Origin of the sequence: Neobacillus cucumis (assembly GCF_016908975.1) — a bacterium.
Classification (GTDB): domain Bacteria; phylum Bacillota; class Bacilli; order Bacillales; family Cytobacillaceae; genus Neobacillus; species Neobacillus cucumis.
On the sequence record NZ_JAFBEX010000006.1, the window covers coordinates 1 to 20582 of the forward strand.

Annotated in this window: 23 protein-coding genes; 5 read left to right on the top strand and 18 right to left on the bottom strand. The window is 38.4% G+C overall.

Going from position 1 to position 20582, the window contains the following annotated elements; translation table 11 throughout:
• Both JOC76_RS09050 and JOC76_RS09055 read right to left on the bottom strand, forming a co-directional pair.
• On the bottom strand, window positions 1–350 hold a 350-nt coding region (locus tag JOC76_RS09050), incomplete at its 3' end, for a hypothetical protein (RefSeq protein WP_205177288.1).
• Window positions 351–749: 399 nt separating this feature from the next.
• Window positions 750–896 carry an anti-repressor SinI family protein gene (locus JOC76_RS09055; RefSeq protein ID WP_205177289.1) on the bottom strand — a complete coding sequence of 49 codons (147 nt, stop codon included), beginning with the start codon at window positions 894–896 and terminating at the stop codon, window positions 750–752.
• A 322-nt stretch (window positions 897–1218) separates the two neighbouring features.
• On the opposite strand from JOC76_RS09055, the gene JOC76_RS09060 reads away from it, so the two are divergent.
• Window positions 1219–2418 (top strand): FtsW/RodA/SpoVE family cell cycle protein, encoded by a 1200-nt coding sequence (locus JOC76_RS09060; protein WP_205177290.1) that lies wholly within the window; start codon window positions 1219–1221, stop codon window positions 2416–2418.
• A gap of 530 nt (window positions 2419–2948) precedes the next feature.
• Window positions 2949–3149 (top strand): cold-shock protein, encoded by a 201-nt coding sequence (locus JOC76_RS09065; RefSeq protein ID WP_042463323.1) that lies wholly within the window; start codon window positions 2949–2951, stop codon window positions 3147–3149.
• Between the two features lie 258 nt (window positions 3150–3407).
• Here the strand turns inward: JOC76_RS09065 and JOC76_RS09070 are convergent, their stop codons facing one another.
• The 5 genes from JOC76_RS09070 to JOC76_RS09090 all read right to left on the bottom strand — a co-directional run bounded on the left by JOC76_RS09070 (window position 3408) and on the right by JOC76_RS09090 (window position 7823).
• Window positions 3408–4025: an AmiS/UreI family transporter gene (locus JOC76_RS09070; RefSeq protein WP_205177291.1), complete on the bottom strand. Its 618-nt coding sequence runs from the start codon at window positions 4023–4025 to the stop codon at window positions 3408–3410.
• Between the two features lie 80 nt (window positions 4026–4105).
• Window positions 4106–5287 (bottom strand): NupC/NupG family nucleoside CNT transporter, encoded by a 1182-nt coding sequence (locus JOC76_RS09075; RefSeq protein ID WP_205177292.1) that lies wholly within the window; start codon window positions 5285–5287, stop codon window positions 4106–4108.
• 69 nt (window positions 5288–5356) lie between these two features.
• The gene (locus JOC76_RS09080) at window positions 5357–5815 is read right to left on the bottom strand and encodes a cytidine deaminase (RefSeq protein ID WP_275591349.1); all 459 of its coding nucleotides are present in this window, start codon (window positions 5813–5815) and stop codon (window positions 5357–5359) included.
• A 12-nt stretch (window positions 5816–5827) separates the two neighbouring features.
• Window positions 5828–6502, bottom strand: a complete 675-nt coding sequence (gene deoC / locus JOC76_RS09085; RefSeq protein ID WP_205177294.1) for a deoxyribose-phosphate aldolase — start codon at window positions 6500–6502, stop codon at window positions 5828–5830.
• 19 nt (window positions 6503–6521) lie between these two features.
• The gene (locus JOC76_RS09090) at window positions 6522–7823 is read right to left on the bottom strand and encodes a pyrimidine-nucleoside phosphorylase (protein ID WP_205177295.1); all 1302 of its coding nucleotides are present in this window, start codon (window positions 7821–7823) and stop codon (window positions 6522–6524) included.
• 409 nt (window positions 7824–8232) lie between these two features.
• On the opposite strand from JOC76_RS09090, the gene JOC76_RS09095 reads away from it, so the two are divergent.
• Window positions 8233–8997, top strand: a complete 765-nt coding sequence (locus tag JOC76_RS09095; RefSeq protein ID WP_205177296.1) for a TrmB family transcriptional regulator — start codon at window positions 8233–8235, stop codon at window positions 8995–8997.
• A gap of 32 nt (window positions 8998–9029) precedes the next feature.
• Here JOC76_RS09095 and deoD read toward each other — a convergent pair whose 3' ends face one another.
• The 10 genes from deoD to JOC76_RS09135 form a co-directional block, all read right to left on the bottom strand.
• Complete coding sequence (gene deoD / locus JOC76_RS09100) at window positions 9030–9734, bottom strand: purine-nucleoside phosphorylase (RefSeq protein ID WP_205177297.1); 705 nt, start codon at window positions 9732–9734, stop codon at window positions 9030–9032.
• Between the two features lie 20 nt (window positions 9735–9754).
• Window positions 9755–10948 carry an MFS transporter gene (locus JOC76_RS09105; protein ID WP_205177298.1) on the bottom strand — a complete coding sequence of 398 codons (1194 nt, stop codon included), beginning with the start codon at window positions 10946–10948 and terminating at the stop codon, window positions 9755–9757.
• A gap of 697 nt (window positions 10949–11645) precedes the next feature.
• Window positions 11646–11939: a BlaI/MecI/CopY family transcriptional regulator gene (locus JOC76_RS09110; RefSeq protein ID WP_239557642.1), complete on the bottom strand. Its 294-nt coding sequence runs from the start codon at window positions 11937–11939 to the stop codon at window positions 11646–11648.
• Between the two features lie 237 nt (window positions 11940–12176).
• The gene (locus tag JOC76_RS30700) at window positions 12177–12515 is read right to left on the bottom strand and encodes a putative endonuclease domain-containing protein (RefSeq protein WP_307784703.1); all 339 of its coding nucleotides are present in this window, start codon (window positions 12513–12515) and stop codon (window positions 12177–12179) included.
• A gap of 53 nt (window positions 12516–12568) precedes the next feature.
• A complete protein-coding gene (locus tag JOC76_RS30705) occupies window positions 12569–12838 on the bottom strand; it encodes a hypothetical protein (RefSeq protein ID WP_307784704.1) in 270 nt (89 codons plus the stop codon).
• 670 nt (window positions 12839–13508) lie between these two features.
• A complete protein-coding gene (locus tag JOC76_RS30440; RefSeq protein WP_275591343.1) occupies window positions 13509–13643 on the bottom strand; it encodes a hypothetical protein in 135 nt (44 codons plus the stop codon).
• Between the two features lie 297 nt (window positions 13644–13940).
• On the bottom strand, window positions 13941–14948 hold the full coding sequence (gene pdxA / locus JOC76_RS09120; protein WP_205177299.1) for a 4-hydroxythreonine-4-phosphate dehydrogenase PdxA: 1008 nt from the start codon (window positions 14946–14948) through the stop codon (window positions 13941–13943).
• 1 nt (window position 14949) lies between these two features.
• Window positions 14950–16245 carry a four-carbon acid sugar kinase family protein gene (locus JOC76_RS09125; protein ID WP_239557643.1) on the bottom strand — a complete coding sequence of 432 codons (1296 nt, stop codon included), beginning with the start codon at window positions 16243–16245 and terminating at the stop codon, window positions 14950–14952.
• Between the two features lie 39 nt (window positions 16246–16284).
• On the bottom strand, window positions 16285–17247 hold the full coding sequence (locus tag JOC76_RS09130) for a 2-keto-3-deoxygluconate permease (RefSeq protein ID WP_205177300.1): 963 nt from the start codon (window positions 17245–17247) through the stop codon (window positions 16285–16287).
• A gap of 157 nt (window positions 17248–17404) precedes the next feature.
• Window positions 17405–19099, bottom strand: coding sequence for a sigma-54-dependent Fis family transcriptional regulator (locus tag JOC76_RS09135; RefSeq protein WP_205177301.1), 1695 nt, complete (start codon window positions 19097–19099; stop codon window positions 17405–17407).
• 197 nt (window positions 19100–19296) lie between these two features.
• On the opposite strand from JOC76_RS09135, the gene JOC76_RS09140 reads away from it, so the two are divergent.
• A complete protein-coding gene (locus tag JOC76_RS09140) occupies window positions 19297–19443 on the top strand; it encodes a DUF3291 domain-containing protein (RefSeq protein ID WP_239557644.1) in 147 nt (48 codons plus the stop codon).
• Between the two features lie 147 nt (window positions 19444–19590).
• Here JOC76_RS09140 and JOC76_RS09145 read toward each other — a convergent pair whose 3' ends face one another.
• The gene (locus JOC76_RS09145) at window positions 19591–20052 is read right to left on the bottom strand and encodes a cupredoxin domain-containing protein (protein ID WP_205177302.1); all 462 of its coding nucleotides are present in this window, start codon (window positions 20050–20052) and stop codon (window positions 19591–19593) included.
• Window positions 20053–20409: 357 nt separating this feature from the next.
• Between JOC76_RS09145 and JOC76_RS29930 the strand changes: the two genes are divergently transcribed.
• Window positions 20410–20529 carry a DUF5661 family protein gene (locus JOC76_RS29930; protein WP_239557645.1) on the top strand — a complete coding sequence of 40 codons (120 nt, stop codon included), beginning with the start codon at window positions 20410–20412 and terminating at the stop codon, window positions 20527–20529.
• Window positions 20530–20582: the final 53 nt, after the last annotated feature.

The window sequence follows — 20582 nt, forward strand, 5'->3', positions numbered from 1 at the left end:
GGTTTTGCCTTGTCCGAAGTTGGCTCGTTTTCGGACACAACCTCGCTCTTTTGGTTTTGCCTTGTCCGAAGTTGGTTCGTTTTCGGACACAACCTTGCTCTTTTGATTTCACCTTGTCCGAAGTTGGTTCGTCTTCGGACACGACCTTGCTCTTTTGGTTTTGCCTTGTCCGAAGTTGGTTCGTTTTCGGACACAACCTCGCTCTTTTGGTTTTGCCTTGTCCGAAGTTGGCTCGTTTTCGGACACAACCTCGCTCTTTTGGCTCTGCCTTGTCTTAAGTTGGTTCGTATTCGAACACAACCTCGCTCTTTTGGCCCTACCTTGTCTGAAATTGGTTTGTCTTCACACACAACCTCGCTCTTTTGGTTTTACCTTGTCTGAAGTTGGTTCATCTTCAGACACGATTTCGCTCGTTTAGCTCGCTATGTCTGAAGTTAACACAACTTCGGACACAAACTACCTTTTTAACTTGGCCTTGTCCAAAATTGAACCGACATTTAAACTGCCTCTATTTTTGGTACGGTTCACCGCAATTAATTCTAAATAAAACTCTCTTATTCAATGCTTATTTATGTTAGCTCAATCTTTTAATGATTAAAGAAATAGCCCTCAAGGCTGTTCGAAAACAATCCTTGAGGGCATCCAGTAATAATATATAAAGGGGTCTGAAAAAGCTTGTCTTAATAATAGCTTCTTAAGCTTAATTAAATCTTAACCATACAACCACGCTTAGTTTGTTAGCTTTTACTTCACGTTCCCTGTTTATTGTTGTATTCCCTTTTCTTTTTTTCTTCTTTTAAAAAGTTCTTGAATTTTTCTTTACTAGTATTAGATTTCATTGCTTCCTTTACTAACTCAATCCACTCTTTGGAAAGTTCCTGCTTATCCATTTTCATTCTTAGCCTCCTCTTAAACTTCATTTCTCTTAATTTGATCGTATTATACTATTCGAAGTATCGAAAGCGTTTTTACGGGTAAAACAGTCGATTAACAAGCCATATAAGTAACTTTTTTACAGTGTCTACCTGAAGTTAGGGCAGTGGCCTTTGTTTCTAAAAAATAATCCAACTTTAGTTTATTTTTAATAAAAATCTAATCATTCTTTGCTAGACTATAGTCAAACTAACCTTTTCTTACACTTTGTAAGATTTAGTCTTATTTTTATACATAACAACAAAACATTTTCGGAAATCTGTTTTAGAAAGATAGGAGGAAATGATGTTTAAGAAAATTCTAAGATCCTATGATTATTCCTTAGTTATTGCGATCACTTTATTATCTCTCTTTAGTTTGGTCATGGTCTATAGTGCAAGCATGGCTACTGCTGTACAAAGGTATGGTGTTGCAAGTGATTATTTCTATCAGAAACAAAAAGTATTTCTAATACTAGGTGCTTTTTTCTTTGTTATCACTTCTTTATTCCCTTATAAAGCCCTGAAAAACCGAAAAATACTTATGTATATGGTTCTTTCATCTATTGTTGTATTAATGGCTCTCTTTGTCTTTGGTCATGTGGCTGGGAATGCACAAAGTTGGTTTAAACTTGGGCCGATTAGTATTCAGCCTGCAGAATTTGTTAAGCTTTGTGTGATTGTTTATTTATCGGCTATGTATGCTAAAAAGCAGGAATATATAACTGAATTTAAAAAAGGGGTTCTCCCTCCATTAATCTATGTAGGAATAGTTTGTTTATTAATCGCCATTCAACCAGATTTCGGGACAGTGGAATTAATTTTATTATTTTCTGGAGCCATCATCATTTCGTCAGGCACAAGCATTAAGAATTTAATCAGACTAGTAACCATTGGTGTTAGTGTATTAATACCATTTGTTCTTCTATTTTACAAGAAAATTTTTACATCTGTTCGTATGAATCGTTTTGAAGTCTTAAATGATCCGTTTAAATATCAACAAACATCGGGCTACCATCTTGTCAATTCATTCATAGCAATGGGTAATGGGGGAATCAATGGCTTGGGATTGGGAAAAGGGATTGAAAAGCTTGGTTATTTACCAGAATCACATACTGACTTTATTATAGCTGTTATTGCGGAAGAGTTAGGCATATGGGGTGTTGGTTTTGTTATCATTACCTTAGCGTATATTGTGTTAAGAGGGATATATATTGCCTTGCAATGCAAAGATCCGTTTGGAAGTTTACTAGCAATCGGTATTTCAAGCATGATTGGCATCCAAGCTTTCGTTAATCTTGCTGGTGTCTCTGGCCTCATCCCACTTACTGGTGTTCCACTTCCATTTATTAGTTATGGAGGATCTTCTCTTATCCAATTATTCATTGCTGTCGGCATTTTAGTGAATGTCTCCATGTTTGTTAATTATGAAAAGAAATATAAAAACAAAAAGGACCAAAACGTTAAATATAGTAATAAGAAAAATGTATATAACTTTTCAAAATAGTTGGACAGGTTCCGTTAAATATGTAATGGAAAATGACCTTCAAATTGTATGGTAATTTGGACATTTTTCCCATTTGAGGTTTGGCGCTGTTATAGCTGAATGTTGGTTTCACTGCAAATGAAAAATAAACGGAAAAATTCCGCCTAAATTAGGAAATACCCATATTTCCGTATAAATAAGGGAAGTTTTTCCGTTTATATGATCCAAATCTTTGGATTTTGTCCTATTAAGAGCCATTAAGCGGAAATTCTCCGCTTATATCCGCTTTTTAAGCTTCCCCTATGGACATTAGCGGAAATTCTCCGCCTATGAATTATCATACCTACACAAAAATCGATACAAAATTCAGGAGTGGCAAATATGGGTTCATTTGGGTCTTCTTGCAAATACTTTTAAAAAATGTTAAACTTGAGAAGAATTATTTTTGATCGGTGTAAAGGATAGGATAAGATTAACTTTTCGTCTTGATGATCACTGAGTGCAAGGATAGTAACACATTGTGTGCAAAGCACACAGCAGGAGGAAACAAAATGGAACAAGGTAAAGTAAAATGGTTTAACGCAGAAAAAGGTTTCGGATTTATCGAGCGCGAAGGCGGAGAAGACGTATTCGTTCATTTCTCAGCAATCCAAGGCGAAGGTTTCAAATCTTTAGACGAAGGTCAAACCGTTACTTTTGATGTTGAGCAAGGTCAACGTGGAGCTCAAGCAGCTAACGTTCGTAAAGCTTAATAATCTAAACCATCGAAGGCAGGCTCTTTATAGAGTCTGTTTTTTTATTTTCCCCTTTAAAAAACAAGGAGCCCTACTCATGAATGAGCAGGGCACATGTTAACAAGTAAATCAAATGGTAACCAAAGTGTACCATATTATCACGAATTCACCTAATACCTTTTGAATAAACATTTTAAAGTGCTTATGAAGAGAGTGGCTATATGTTACCCTTTACTTTAAAACGTTGAAAATTGTTCTCAAGCCCCCCTCCACACTTCATTGCTTTTCAGTATAAACAAACGGGATGAACAACCTTAATTTAAATAAGCCTATACAAAAATAAACAATGGATACGATTAAAACAATAAGCCATATTTGATTGACAACAGGCGTATTCCAAATACCTAAAAAGTACAATAATGACGGGATCGTCAAGGTTACCCAGGATTGAATAAAAGCAACCATCCCAAGATAATGGTCAATCTTCATTTGCAGTGAATTGGATAAAAAGAATAAAAACCACAGAAAAGCCCACATTCCCCATGTGATGGCACTGACAGCATCATGGAAATGGATCACAGCTGTCAACGTATAGACAACCGCTATGACCGCCACCCATAAACAAAACCAACCGAGTCCCTTACCATCAAGACCCATTAAGGCAGTGACCCCCACATATAAATAGGTTAAACCAAATAAAAAGATAGCAGCGTACTGATATAACTCCCAATGAGTTTGACCTGATACCATGATTAAATAAAACGGGATAATCAGTTGGATGACTCCTACAAATAGATTAAAGACCCCAACGCTTTTGGCTTCCGCCTTGCCGATTAACATCAAACTATTAAGAAATAAAACGGCACCCGAAAGAAATAATCCAACGAAACTCATTCCCTCAACTTCCCCCTTTTAAAAAAGGAAAAAGCAGTCTTCCATCCTATTAAAGATGAAAAATTGCTTTTTCTACAAAATTATAAAACGATACTCACAATCACAGCTGACAATACACTTACCAAGGTGGCTCCATATAAAAGTTTTAAGCCAAACTTGGCAACAACGTTCCCTTTTTTCTCATGTAAACTTTTTACCGCACCGGCAATAATCCCAATGGAGGAAAAGTTGGCAAAGGAAACAAGGAAGACCGAAATGATGCCTAATGTACGCGGGCTAAATGATTTACCGACCTTCGCTAGGTCCATCATGGCGACGAACTCATTCGTTACAAGCTTTTCAGCCATAATGCCGCCCGCTTGGACCGCCTCTGAAAAGGGAATGCCCATGACAAATGCAATAGGTGCAAAGATATAACCTAAAATTTCTTGGAAAGAAATGTGGAAAATTAAATCAAAGACGTTGTTAATGGCTGCCATTAAGGCAACAAAACCAATTAACATCGCACCGACAATCACGGCTACTTTAAAACCATCAAGGATGTATTCACCTAACATTTCAAAGAAGCTTTGTTTTTCTACTTCATGAATATCTAGTATATCCTCACTTGGATCCACCTTGTAGGGATTAATAATAGAAGTGATGATAAATCCGCCAAATAAATTAAGGACAAGGGCTGTAACCACATATCTTGGTTGAATCATGGTCATATACGCACCTACAATCGACATGGATACGGTTGACATCGCAGACGCACAAAGGGTATATAAGCGGTGGGCAGGCAGCAGACCCAGCTGCTTTTTCACCGTAATAAAAACTTCTGACTGTCCAATCATAGCCGACGCCACTGCGTTGTACGATTCCAATTTCCCCATACCATTCACTTTGCTAAGCAATAAACCAATGGCTTTCATAATGAACGGTAGAATTTTAAAATACTGAAATATACCAATTAAGACGGATATGAACACAATCGGCAGTAAGACATTAAGAAAGAATGGCATTTCTCCTTTATTGGCAAGGCCACCAAACACGAAAGATACCCCTGCACCGGCATATTCCAATAATTTACTGAAAACACCGGCAAAGCCTTTGATCAATACTAGACCCAGTGTCGTATTTAATAATAAAAAGGATAAAATAATTTGAATAATAACCATAAGAATAATTGGTTTTACTTTGATATTTTTTCGATTATTACTTGCTAAGTAACCTAATCCAAAAACAACAAGTAATCCGATGATCGCAATGATATATTTCATTGATATTTCCTCCGCATGAGTCAAATTTTCGAGGTTGTACCTGTATCCGCTTTCAATAAATATAAAAAATTACTTAGTTAAATCCTTCGAGGAGAAAAAACCTGGCAGCAATTCATGAATGGTTGTCTCTACCCTATCCCCTTTTAAATTAGTTAAGATAATTTTGGTATTTTCATCACAAAACTCAGCCATAACCTGGCGGCAGGCTCCACAAGGCGCAATAGGGCCTTTCGTATCTCCGACAACCACAATGGCTTCGATTTCTTTTTCCCCTTCCGAAACGGCTTTAAAAATAGCGGTTCTTTCGGCACAGTTGGTTAATCCATATGAGGCATTTTCAATATTACACCCAAGAAAGACTTGTTTATCTTTTGTTAAAACGGCTGCACCGACTTGAAAGTTTGAATAGGGAGTATAGGCTTTTTTCCGAGCTATGATCGCTTGGTCAATTAAAGTTTGCATATCCATTCTTTCTACTTCCTTCCTAACTTTTTTTAAATATAGAGGGCAGGCTGACCAGCAGGCCAGCCAAAGATGATCTTAATAAGATGATGTGGAGACTTGTCCGTTCATAATTTTCACACCTGAACTTGCTCCAATTCGATTGGCGCCAGCCTTCATTACGGCCTCTGCGTCTTCTAAGCTTCTAACACCGCCTGAAGCTTTCACACCAATCTCCGGACCGACTGTTTTTCTCATTAAAGCGACATCTTCGACCGTCGCACCGCCAGTGGAAAAGCCAGTGGATGTTTTCACAAAGTCAGCTCCAGCTTTAACAGCCAGCTCACAAGCTTTTACAATCTCTTCTTCTGTTAAGAGGCAGGTTTCAATAATGACTTTTGTCAGTGCTTTGCCTTTCGCTGCTTCCACAACTGCTTTAATATCTTTTTCAACTACATCATACTGCCCGTCCTTTAATGCACCGATATTGATGACCATATCTACTTCGGTTGCCCCATTATCAATGGCGTTTTTCGTTTCAAAGGCTTTTACTTCTGATGTGGTTGCTCCGAGTGGGAAGCCAATAACCGTGCAGACCTTCACTTCCGGTGTTTCACTCAGAAATTCCGCTGCTGTTTTTACCCACGTTGGATTAAGACAAACGGAGGCAAATTTAAATTGTTTTGCTTCTTCAAGCAATTTTCTAACTTCCGCTTCTGAGGCATCTGCTTTTAATAAGGTATGATCAATCATTTGCGCTATATTTAATGTCATTTTTCTCTTCCTTTGCCGTTTATTGAATGTCTGTATAGATGAGGATAGGTTTGCCTACTTTTTCATCGGTAACTTGATAAGCCGAGTAAATTTTTTCGATGACTTCCTGAACGTCTTCTTGGTTGCTATGAATCGTAACCAGGGATTCTCCAGCCTCGACGTAATCCCCTACTTTCTTTTGAAGGACCACGCCTACTGCCAAATCGATGACCGATTCTTTTGTAGCTCGTCCGGCGCCCAACATCATGGCCGCAGTTCCAACCGTTTCCGCCGTAATTTCAGCCACATAACCAGAAGTTTTTGCCGGAACTTCAATAATATAAGAAGCTGTCGGAAGTTTGGCAGGATCGTCGATGACCGATGCATCTCCTCCTTGTGCCGCAAGGAAGGTTTTAAAGGTTTGTAATGCCTCGCCGCTCTGAATGGCTTCTTCTAACATTGCACGCGCCTGGTTGAAATCTGCAGCTTTTTCAGCCAATACAACCATATGTGCTCCAAGGGTCAAACAGAGTTCATGCAAATCTTCAGGTCCTTGCCCTTTCAGCGTGTCAATCGCTTCTTTTACTTCAAGAGCATTGCCGACTGCAAATCCGAGCGGCTGGCTCATATCGGAAATGATCGCCTTTGTTTTGCGGCCGACACCTTTGCCGATCTCCACCATCGTCTGGGCTAATTCTTTCGCATCATCTAGATTTTTCATGAAGGCTCCGCTGCCTGTTTTGACATCGAGAACAATCGCATCCGCTCCTGCTGCAATTTTCTTGCTCATGATGGAGCTGGCGATCAACGGAATGGAGTCAACCGTTGCGGTTACATCTCTAAGTGCATACAATTTTTTATCCGCAGGTGTTAAATTACCGCTCTGACCAATAACAGCTACTTTATTTTGATTCACTAATTGGGTAAATTCTTCGTTTGAAATTTCAACATGAAATCCCTTAATGGATTCCAATTTGTCAATGGTACCTCCCGTATGGCCTAAGCCTCTTCCTGACATTTTGGCTACTGGTACACCAACAGAGGCAACAAGCGGTGCCAGCACAAGGGTTGTGGTATCGCCAACTCCTCCGGTACTGTGCTTATCTACTTTGATTCCTTCAATTCCTGAGAGGTCGATTTGATCACCGGATTGGACCATTGCCTCCGTTAAGTAAACGCGTTCTTCTTTTGTCATTCCCTTAAAAAACACAGCCATAGAAAAAGCTGACATTTGGTAATCAGGAATATCACCATTTGTAAATCCATTTATCAAGAATTGAATTTCTTCTCTGGTTAATTCGTAACCATCACGCTTTTTCTCAATTACATCAACCATTCTCATTGAAGCGCACCTCTTTTTATAAAAATCAATTTTATATTTTGTTGAATCCAATTAAAGGTAAGATGTCAGACGTCTAATGAACAACGAACAACATCATTTTACTCCTTTGTTACTTAAAATGTAAACCTTTTCTTATTTGTAATTAATGGTAATGAAAATCAGTGGCAGCCTTTATAGGAATTTGTTCTTCCTAATTACGCTAGCGCTTTCATTTCACTTTATTTTCAACTGTACAATTACTATAATGGTAGTAACCTATTTTGTAAATAGGTTACCAAATTGTTTTAGTTTTACGATTTTTCAAGAAAATGAGTGCTAAGAAAGAATCATTTTACAAATCTTCTTCCATCCCATATGATTACTCTATCTTGTCAATTTGATAACACTTTTAAAAAAAGAGGTTGGAATCATGCTGCAAAAATTTGGATTTTCACAATATGAAAGCAAAGTGTACGAGGTCCTGTGTGCAAGCGATGAACCTCTGGATGCGACGCTGATCGTAAAATATTCCGGGGTGCCAAAAGCAAAGGTATACGAAGTCATATCCCGAATGATCGAAAAAGGGCTGGTCTTAGATTCCGTATCCGAAAAGAAAAAGCTATATACTGCACTGCCTTTAGACCTTGTCATCGAGAAGCTGACAAAGGAATTTCAGGTCTCTATTGAACAATTGAAAAACAATTCCAGCAAAAAAATCATCATGGATGATCGGGTATGGAGTTTAAAAGTGGACTCCTCGATTCAACTGCAATGTAAACAACTTCTCCAAGAAGCTGAGCATACCATTCATATTTCGCTATGGAAAGAGGAACTTTCTGACTATCTGCCGATATTGCTTGAAAAAGAACAAGCAGGTGTCAAAGTGGAAGCGCTTGTGGTTGGAGACGTCAAAGAACCAATCCCGTTAACTGCCTTGTATACCTTATCTCCCAATCAAGAGCACCAGGCATTGGAGAAAAATCGTCTGATCATTATTGACGAAGAAACGATCTTATTTGCTGGTGTAGAAAAAAAGGCATGGCAGGCCATGGTCACAAAATCAAAACCATTTGTTAAATTTTTTACAGAGTTTTTCTATCATGACGTTGCCTTAACAAAAATCACCAAGAAATATGAAGAGCAGCTAATGAACGACGAAGAAATCAAACAGCTTTTGCTGCGGCTCCGTTACTAAAAAACAGGCAGAGGAAAATCTGCCTGTTTTTGTTATTTTACCAACGTTTCAAGGGCCATAACCGTCATATCATTGAAGGTAGTTTGCCGTTCCTCTGCCGTCGTATCCTCACCAGTAAAGATATGATCGCTAACGGTCAGAATGGATAATGCCTGTGCGCCGTACTTGGCAGCTAGTGTATACAAGGCCGTCGTTTCCATTTCTACAGCCAACACCCCATAATCACCTAACTTTTTTACCAGGTCCATGTTGTCACGGTAAAAGACATCCGCCGACAATACATTTCCAGCTTTGATGTTGATTCCACGTTGAGACCCTATTTGGTAGGCCTTATTTAACAAATCAAAATTGGCACATGGTGCATAATCAATCCCCGCAAAAGCGAGGCGGTTTATATTTGAATCAGTCGATGCCGTCATCGCAAGGACCACATCCCGTACATGCATATCCCTTTGAATGGCCCCACAGGAACCGACCCGAATTAGATTTTTTACCCCATACTCACGAATCAATTCGTTCACATAAATGGAAATGGATGGGATACCCATACCTGTTCCTTGAACGGATACTCTTTTTCCTTTATATGTTCCGGTATATCCCAGCATACCGCGTACCTCGTTATAACATGAGGCATCCTCTAAAAATGTTTCAGCAATATACTTTGCCCGTAAAGGATCCCCAGGCAGCAAAATATTTTCAGCAATTTCCCCTTGTTGTGCTTGAATATGAACACTCATTTGATGATGACTAATACATTTTAATTAGTCATCTTCACCTCCTTGGTTAAAGTTTCATAACTCTCTCTACTTTCAGCTTGATTCCGTGTAATGGAAAAAATGGCACAAATCAACGCAAGAAAAACAAAAATTCCACCGATGGTTGCATTATAGTAAACAGAATACTGATTAATGACCACACCGCCAATGACAGAACCGGCAGCAATCCCAAAATGCATGGCTGAATTATTCAGACTTTGCTGTATATCAGCAGTCTCCGGTGTTGTTTCAATTAAGTAATTTTGCTGTGCTGGTGTAATGGCCCAACTTAACATGCTCCAAACCATCATAACCACCACAAAAAGGATAGTTGAAAGCGTTGCCTTTGGCAGGATAAAGAGAACAAGGCAAAAAACGGCCACAATGGTCAGGATGCTCTTCCGGGAACCCCACTTGTCGGCCATGAACCCGCCAAGCCCGCCGCCAAAGACAGCAGAAACACCAAATATAAAGTAAAAAACGCTGATCCATGTTGAATTTAAATGCAATGATGTTTGCAAAAATGGCGTGAGATATGCATACAGAGTCAAATGTCCTGTTAAAAAAAGCAATGATGTTAACTGCGCAAACAAAATTTTCGGTTTCTTTAACGTCTCTAATTGCTTTCTGATCGTAATGATGGGCCTTGGTTCCATTTTGTCCAAAAATACCATGATCCCCATGATGGAAATCAGGGTTAGGATGGCAATAAAAAGGAAAGGTGAGCGCCAGCCAAACATATGTCCAATCACAAGTCCAATTGGCACACCAATGACCAATGACCCGCTAACCCCCATAAAGATAACGCCAATAGCTCGTGCGCGAAATTCTTCCTTCACCATAGTGGATGCCAGCGTGACGGACAAAACAACTAATAAAGAGCCGGTCGCTGCCGAAATGATCCTTGATATAAAAAGGACCAGGAAATTGGGGCTGACAAAGGCCAAAATATTTCCGCTAAAAAAGATCAATAAAGTCCAGAGAAATAGCTTTTTCCTTTCTACCTTGGCAGTTACGGTTAACAATACCGGCGAAAAAATGGCAAAAACAAAGGAATAAATCGAAATCAATTCGCCAGCTTTACTAACTGACACGCCCAAGCCATTAGCAACGATGTCCAGGATTCCCCCAACAATCAATTCCGCCAAACCTACTACAAACGAAACAAGAGCTAATAAATAAACTTTAAAATTCACGCAACCTAACCTCCCCTCGATAAGTTTTCTATTTGCATTTGGTTACTACTAATATAGTAACCTATTAAATAACTTAATACAAGCCATTAATTTACCTTTTGGTAAAATAAATCCCCTTGTGTTGAACACAAGGGGGATTTTCCTTTATTAAGACTTTTTTAAAAACCTACCGTTATGCAGGTTGGCACCGACGGGGGTGCTCCATAACTAATTAAATAAGAAGGCTTCTCCTTACTCGAATAACAATAAAATATAAGCGGAAATTTTCCGGTTAAATGCAGAATGGAGCTTGTTTCAAGAGATATAAGCGGAGATTTTCCGCTTATGCAAAGAAAAGTCCCCCATTTTCGCAGTTTTAAAGTCAATAGGCGGAATCTCTCCGTCTATTCCAGCTACTTTCAATTCAATTTTACTAATTAAGAGGAATTTTTCCGTCTATTTAGTTGACCGGATGCTTAACCTGATTCCCCAACCGATAAGAACGGACCCTTATGTAACAATAAAATATAAGCGGAAATTTTCCGGTTAAATGCAGAAATGGAGCTTGTTTCGAGATTAATAAGCGGAGATTTTCCGCTTATGCAAAGAAAAGTCCCCCATTTTCGCAGTTTTAAAGTCAATAGGCGGAATCTCTCCGTCTATTCCAGCTACTTTCAATTCAATTTTACGAATTAAGAGGAATTTTTCCGTCTATTTATTAAACCGGATGCTTAACCTGATCCCCCAACTGATAAGAACGGACCCTTATGGTCCCTGATGCGGGAATCAGCATTTTTTTATCGACTAGTTGAGAGAGTACCTTTAATACCGTCTTGTCACTTAACTCTAGATACTTCTGGACTTCTACAGGGGATATGGCTTCTCTTTTTCGAATGGCTAGCCGAAGCACCTCCTTCTCGACAATGGACAGAGAGATCTGATCCAGTCCATCACCCACCCACCGACCAATCACTTGCTGCACAATCTGTTGGCACCGACGGGGGTGCTCCATAACTAATTAAATAAGAAGGCTTCTCCTTACTCAAGATACAATAAAATATAAGCGGAAATTTTCCGCTTATATGCAGAATAGAGCTTGTTTCGAGATTAATAAGCGGAGATTTTCCGCTTATGCAAAGAAAAGTCCCCCATTTTCGCAGTTTTAAAGTCAATAGGCGGAATCTCTCCGTCTATTCCAGCTACTTTCAATTCAAATTTACTAATTAGGAGGAATTTTTCCGTCTATTTATTAAACCGGATGCTTAACCTGATTCCCCAACCGATAAGAGCGGACCCTTATGGTCCCTGATGCGGGAATCAGCATTTTTTTATCGACTAGTTGAGAGAGTACCTTTAATACCGTCTTGTCACTTAACTTTAGATACTTCTGGACTTCTACAGGGGATATGGCTTCTCCTTTTCGAATCGCTAGCCGAAGCACTTCCTTCTCGACAATGGACAGAGAGATCTGATCCAGTCCATCACCCACCCACCGACCAATCACTTGCTGGACAATCTGTTGGCACCGACGGGGGTGCTCCATAACTTGGTCATAAGAAAAACGGATCACGGTCCATCCGTCAATCACCAACTGGTTTTGACGTTCCAGGTTGTCAGAGAATTGCCATCTGCTTATGTTCTTCAGGTGAGGGCCATATCCGTCGATCTCAAAGCAAATTCGAATGGCGGGACGAATATACGCAAAGTCCAAATACCTTTTGCCATCCTTGAAATCATTGACTTCATATTCCGGATGAAGGTAGCGGAAGTGATAAAATAAAGGCCACCACACTGCTTCAAAAACATCTTTTCAGCCTGGCTGTGACCTCCTTGTAAGCGTCGCAACCGTTCACCAGTCCGTACCTGCAAGTGTGCATTTATAAATGCTTGGTATTCTTCTTCAAATCCCATAGCAATCCTCCTCGTATCCAATGGTATTTTTCATTCCATTTAACTTTGGACAATTTTTAAAATTAATGGTTGTTCATGTGAAGTAAAAAAATGTGGTTTCAATTGGAGAATGTAAAAGGTAAATTACGACTAATAAGTAAAATGTGCAGTAGGAAAAGGGGTGTAGAATAGGTTTCAGTAGAGTTTGAGGATAGGGCTAGTTTTAGTTTAAAAGGATTCTTAAATTTGTCAATCCATTTTCCTTAAATTCAGAGAATAAGATCTTTATCATTGGCTATTCCCCACAATGAAAAAAAATAGCCCTCAAGTCTGTTTGAAAACAATCCTTGAGGGCATCCAGTAATAATATATTAAAGGGGGTCAGAAAAAACTTGTCTTCATAATAACCTCTTAATCTTAATAAAATCTTAACATGCTAGAATCCTTATAGAAATTAAATATACATAAAACAACAATATTCCCCGGAAAATGACAGCTATTCTTGTTAATCTACATTCTTCTCCGTATTTCCCTTTATTCAACACCATTTAACGTTTGATTAAAAATGCTCTTTGAAAATGAGTTTGCTTCTTACCATTCGCGCTTTCATTTACATTGATTTTCCAGAGTGAAGTATCTTCCACTCAATCATCACGATATTAAGAATCAATCCTACCCAGATATTCACATTTTACACTTCTTCGACCATCTTCTCTCTGCCTGCCGGTAGAGAGAACCCGTTTAGAATATAGTATACCAAAAGCAATACTGGCACCATTAGGCGGGCACTGACTGCCACTAAGGTTACGCCAAAGCTGCGAATCATCCATCGGCAATGTTCACTGAATTCTTTTCTGACAGCAGCCCAGCACCCTTTCCAACAGGTGGATAAGCATGGGGACGGTTCTCGTGATTCCCCATTGATTCCCGGTAAAACAGTTGTTGCTATCCTTTTGATTCTCTTTATCTACTTCATTTCCTATTTGTTCTTAAGCTCTAGTTACATGTTAATTCATCACTAAGCGAAGTTTGAGTTAAGGTTTTGTTGGCACCGTGATGCCAGATAAAAAAGGATGCTGATTTAACAACCAAATTTATTAAATCAGCATCCCTTTTGAGTATTCTATTTTCTTTTCGGAGCAAGTTCCACACCTTGGCGGATTGCCTCCATTAAGCTCTTTTCTTCGACAATTCCCTTACCGGCAATGTCAAACGCCGTTCCGTGGTCAACACTTGTTCGAATAATCGGTAAGCCAACTGTAATGTTCACGCCGGCATCTAAGCCTAATACCTTAACTGGACCGTGTCCTTGATCATGATACATAGCGACAACAATATCAAAATCGCCGCGAACGGTTCGGAAAAATAATGTATCTGCTGGTAAAGGGCCAACAACGTTGATCCCTTCTTCTTTCGCCTTATTAACACCAGGAATGACCTTCTCTTCTTCCTCACCATAACCAAATAAGCCATTTTCACCTGCATGCGGGTTGATGCCACAAACGGCAATTCTTGGGTTTTCAGTTCCGGATTTAGTAAGTGTTTCATGAGCTAACTTGATCACACGGTAGACTCGTTCTGGGTTAATCATTTTAACAGCATCAATAATACCAACGTGTGTTGTCACGTGAATAACCTTTAAGTTCGGCGCAGAAAGCATCATTGAAAACTCACTTGTATTCGTTAAATCAGCGAGGATTTCTGTGTGCCCAGGATATTTATGTCCCCCTTTGTGCAAAGCCTCTTTGTTTAAAGGTGCCGTACAAATGGCATCAATTTTCTGTTTGTTAGCTAAATCAATCGCTTTTGCTAAGTATTCAAATGCTGCATGTCCTGCTTCAGCGGACACTTGTCCAACAGGTAAGTCTTCACTAAGTAAATTAAGATCTAAACAATAGACGATTCCTCGCTTAAACGTAAGACCATCAATTTGATCATCCGTGATCGATTCAACCGTTAAATCACTATTAACAAATCCTTTGGCGCGATTCAGAATTTTGGTATCACCAATGACAATTGGATTACATATATCATATATTTCTTGATTTTGAAGGCTTTTCAAAATAATTTCAGGGCCTACACCTGCCCCGTCTCCCATAGTAATTCCAATAATTGGTTTGATTTCAACCATTTCAAACATCCTCTCTTGTCATAAATTTCAAAGCATTTAATAATGAATGTTCATTTCCAAAACCGCCGGCCTTTGTTACCGTCCAGTATCCTTGAGCGTTTGTTGCATTACCTAATCTCCCTAAAGGCAGCCCCGCTTCTATTTCTGTATATAATTGCATTCGGTTCATATCTAATTGGTTACAGACAGCTTTTGCGGTATCCCCGCCGGTTAAAATCAATCCATTAATAGCGGGCATTGATTGAACAATAGCTTTTGCAATAACACCAATCTCCACGGAAATAGTCTCACTAATTTGTGTATTACCTAGAGAAAGTTCAGTTCCAAGCTGTTTGGTTGCCTCTCTATTTCCATCAGACGAATCCACAAACAGCACAAAATGCTTCTTGTTGTATTCTTTCGTAAACTCATCGATAATGTCACCGATTCTATAGGTTTTTTTGATTAATTGAACAGGATCTAGTTCTACAAAATGAGTCTCTTCCATCGTCTTGACCATCTCAAGCTGCTGTTTTGTAACCAATGATAGACTTGCTGATACCGTTAACGTTTTGGTGACGCCTAGTTCCTCATGCTGATTTATTTCTGCCTTTTTTAGTTGTAAGGCATTAGGCAAATATTCAATTAATCCTGCTGAACCAGCCCAAACTGTTTTTTTATTAACCTTTGCAAATGTATCTGCAATCATCTTTAAGTCTTCATCTGTTGATGCATCACAAATAAACCAAGTAGTGCCCTGCCCTGTATTTTCTACAATTTTATTTATTAAATTCTCGGTTGAGGAGTTTAATAAAGCTTGCTCGATTAGACAAATTCGTTCGTCTACATATTTTTTTAATAAATTGGGAATAAAGCTATCTTTTACTGGTGTTTTCGGATCCCTGCCGAATTCTGTTTCCGAGACACGTTCACCGTTCACATATTGATATCCATTTATCGTTTTACGATTCATTTTTGGAAAGGCTGGAGCAAGAACAATCATTTCAGGCTGATAAACAGAAACAAGAGCCGCCAATTCAGCGGCTACATTACCTCGTAATGTTGAGTCCATTTTTTTATATACTTGTTCATAACCATGTTTCCGAAAAATAGAACTTGCATTCTGAATCGTTTCATAAGCAGCTTCTTCACTTATCGCACGACTATCGGTATCAATAATGGCAACATCCTCTGTTGATTGTAAAGAGGAGTCTTTATAGTCCAGGAACACGGTTGAGGATATCCCAATTTTCGATAACTGCACACCTGCATCATTTGCTCCTGTTAGATCATCCGCAATAATGTAAAAACGTTGCATAATTTACGACTCCTTTATACTACTTTCTTTCCACATAAGTTATACTGTTGCTTTTCGTTGCTCTACCCTTTTGGCATACCAAGTTGTAATTAGCGGAGTGAAAATGGCAGTAACAATAACAGCTGCAGTAACTTGAAGTGTTGCTGTAGCAGCAATCTCACTATAGCCAGTATAAACAGCCGCAACGGCCATAGGTACAGCTGCAGCATTTCCAGCAGTTGATGAAGCGGCAATCCCAGCTACACCGTTTCCTCCTGTAATGCGATCAATAATAAATAAGACTACTCCAGTAACCACGACCACTGCTACACCTAAAATGACACCAGAAAATCCGGCTTTGACGACATTGGTTAAGTTAATTCCAGCACCGATGGCTAAAGAAAACAATGGAATAATAACGTCTTGTCCCTTACTTAAAAACTCCCGCATTTTTTCATCAAGGTTTCCAAGGATCATTCCAAGGATTAAAGGAAGGATGGCAAAAACAAACGCTAAGAGTGGGAAACTTGCTAATCCAGCAACCCCAAGAATTAACATCGTAAAGAATGGACCAGATTCAAGAGACATAATGGAATAAGCAGCAACATCTTCTGCTTTCTTTCCTATTTGCCCCATAAGTGCCATATAAAGTCCACCGTTTGTATCTGAAAATGCCGCTATGATTGCTAAAGCAGATAACCCTAAGAATAAGTGGTTCTGATCTGGAAAAATGGCTTTAATCAGTAAAGCGATAAGAAATGTTGTTCCAATTTTACCAACCCATAAGCTTACACCTTTTTTCAAGATGTAACCGGTTGCTTGGAATCTTATAGTTGAACCTAGACAAATATAAAATGCCGCTAGTAGAGCTGAAGTTCCTGTTAATAGTCCCCCTGTAAAAGAACTTTTAAATTCAGGTAAATCAAAGATCCCCGGTAAAAATGTACGAATTAACGCTCCAATAAGTAAAGGTATTAACATCATACCGCCTGGAACTTTATCAATTGCTGCTTTAATTCTCATATCAATTTCATCCCCTTGTGTTGTATTTTTAAACAGTTTATAAATTTGGAATCGATTACAATTTTTATTCTAACTTCATCCGACAAAAAATGCAACAACTTTATTCTAATAAAAATTAGATAAAATAAAATTGTTGCATTATTAAACACCTATTTAATTATCCTTTTAACTTACGCCAAAGTGTTGAGCGATTAATGTTTAAGCGTTTTGCTGCTTTGGTTTGGTTATATTCCTCTTCTTCTAACACTTTTTCAATAATTTTCTTCTCAATATCTTCTAAGGTCCCCGTCAAAAAATCAGAAGAAATTCCTACATCTATAGATCCTTTCTGATTCAACAGACTTTCAATTAATTCTTTTTCAATTACATAACCCTTTTCCGTGAGGACCGCATCTTTTAATAATGCTTTTAATTCCCCTAGATTACCGGGCCAATCATACTTCGCCAATAAAGCTAACCCGTCTTCTTTGATTTTAATAGCAGATGTCCCTAATGTTTGGTTAAAATGAAGAATAAATGACGTTACAAGTTCCCTTAAATCCTCTTTCCGTTCGGCCAAAGAAGGGATATAAATCCGAATGATATCATCACTATATACATCCCATGAGTGCTGTGGTTCAATCATGCCCATAATAATGGTTCTTTCTCTACCTTTTATAGTCCCAATTTTCCTCCAAAGCGCATCTCTTAATCCATCATCTAAAAGATCAATGGAATGAATATAGATGGTTTTGATATCCTTATCTATCTTTTCAAGACGGATGTCTAGTAAATCCAGTGCATTTATCGAAGCATATAAGCCGTTCCCATGTGTTTTATGGTAATGAATGTATTGAGCAATCAATTCCTTTTGGGTACCCCTTTTACCATTTAAGATAAAACAAGTGTGAGAAAGGCAGCGATCGATCATGGTTAGGCATGAATTCATGGCTTCACTTTTATGAATAATTAGTGGGGGAGCCAGCACATTGACCTTCATATTTTCTTCCGATGCAGGATTAATTTGCATGTGAGAAAATTGACAAAAAAGATAGTAAGATTCTGTTGTCGTTATTTTCGTTTTGATTAGTTTTAATGTATCGCCATTATTATCTTTTATATAGGAGATTTCCTTTCCACTAGCATCATCCTGATTTGTATCCAATATCACTGGAATTTCTTTTATAGGTCTTGAATGGAAAGTAGTCCATTGTTCATAGACAATATCACCATTGGGGGAAAGAAGCATAAAGTCTTTTGTAGTCATCTGTAATACAGCCTTTAATCGCTCGATTTCGAGCTTATTATTCAACATCCACCGAGCCACCATTTTCGCTTCTTTAAATGAATCAAATATGGCTTCCCTTCCCGATTGAAGCAATATTCCTAGCAACCCCAATCTTGAGGCTGTTTCAAACGTTACGACATCTCCTATGATGAGTTGATACCCCTCTTGTTTTAACCTTGATAGTAATGGCTCTGTTTCACTTTCATCATCAATTGTGAAAATATCTATCGGAATATCCAATAGGTCGATAATCGCCTTTGCTCCGAGAGTAATAGTTGGGAATCCAACGATCGCCTTCTTCCTTGGAAGATCATTTGCTAGAGTGAAGACGCGAAGCATATCGTAACCAGAAACATGGACATCGATAACCGGAATGCCAACCGCTTCGCCAATCAACTCGGCAGTTCCACCACGACTGATGATGACGTCATATCCTTGTGCTTCCGCCTTTTTTGCCAAAACAACACCTTCCTGAAGATTCCCAATCTTAATGTCTAGATCTATTTCATTCTCTTCCCCCCGGCACTCTTCTATTAAATTCTCCATAGCCGCATACGGAGCCACAAACAACGCTTTTATCTTCATTCATACCACACCTATATCCTTTAAATTCTAGTCTAGTCATAGCATAAGTCGAAGGGGATTGCAAAATCAAGGGGACGGTTCTAGTGATTCCGAATCACTAGAACCGTCCCCTTGATTTATTCCCTTTTCTTTTTTTCTTCTTTTAAAATTTCTTGAGCCTTCAATCCTTATATCGCTTTACCTATTCAGGAAAGCATATGCAGGCATTACGAGATAGAAGCAGCTGGATAGAACCTTATCCAGATAAACACCTTTCTTATGTAGTTTGGTGGACAGAAATGGTGAAGGGTGTTTCATGGGAAGAGGCATTCAGGAGATACAACCATTATATTCAGAATGGTTAACGTGGCAGGTTTGTTAAAGGTGCATGGTGTCACCCCGTGTGCCTTTCATGGAAATAAAAAACCAGCCCTTTCAGGGACTGGTTTTGACTAATTTTTACCGAAAATGGTAAATATAGGATTATTTTTCCAAACTCTTTTGATCTAAAACTATTCTACAATTAATTTTCCTGTCATTTTAGAATGTCCTGGTCCACACATTATAGAACAGTGGTATTCAAATGTACCTGTTTTATTGGCAATAAATTCAGCACTTTTATTTCCTTGGATGTTTACATTGAAAGCTGGAAGAGCAAAGCCATGCCCACCATCATCACTTTGAAGAGTAATTCTTACCTTATCTCCTTTTTTAACATGGATTTCTTTTTTATCATATTCAAAATCCTTTGCCATTACCTTAATATCAACTACTTTTCCTGTTGCTGCTGTTGCTGCATTTTTTGTAGCTTCTTTTGGTGAAGCCGAAGTTTTGGATGTTTGTGCTGTATGATCTGACTTTTTGCTAGGTGTTGTTGTTGAATTTGAAGAAGTAGTTGTAGAGTTACCACATGCACTTAACATCATTACTATTAAAGTGACCACTGTAAATAAAAATCCCATTCTCTTTTTCATAGTAAGATTTCTCCTCTCAAATTTTATTACTATTAAAACTTAACAGATATTCCCACAACAAAAATTAAGGCTATCTAAAATTACTATTAATTAATTATTAATTTCATTTAGATAAACGTAGGAAAATCATGACTTTAGCAACGGGCATTGTTAAGCTACCGTATTTAGACTAGCAATAACGAAGGTCACCTCTTTTTTATTCAACTATTGTTGAGTTCACCATTTGTTTAAGTTTAGAAGACATGCTCATAAACAGGTTATTAACGTATAGTGTTGATAACTACCTTTTTAAGAGTGATGTGTTTTGTCCTACTATCATAATCCGTATTTGAACTACTTCATTAACAGTTATAACAATTGTATGATGCTCCTATTATAACGGGGAAAATTGCACTATCTCATCTTTACGAGTTTCCTGATTACTACAAAAGATTAAGGGGGCTCGAGGAAGAAGCAAAAGCCTATTGGAACAAATGATTGATTACAATGCCAAAAATATAAGAGATCTACACCACTTGGTTACCTTCCAA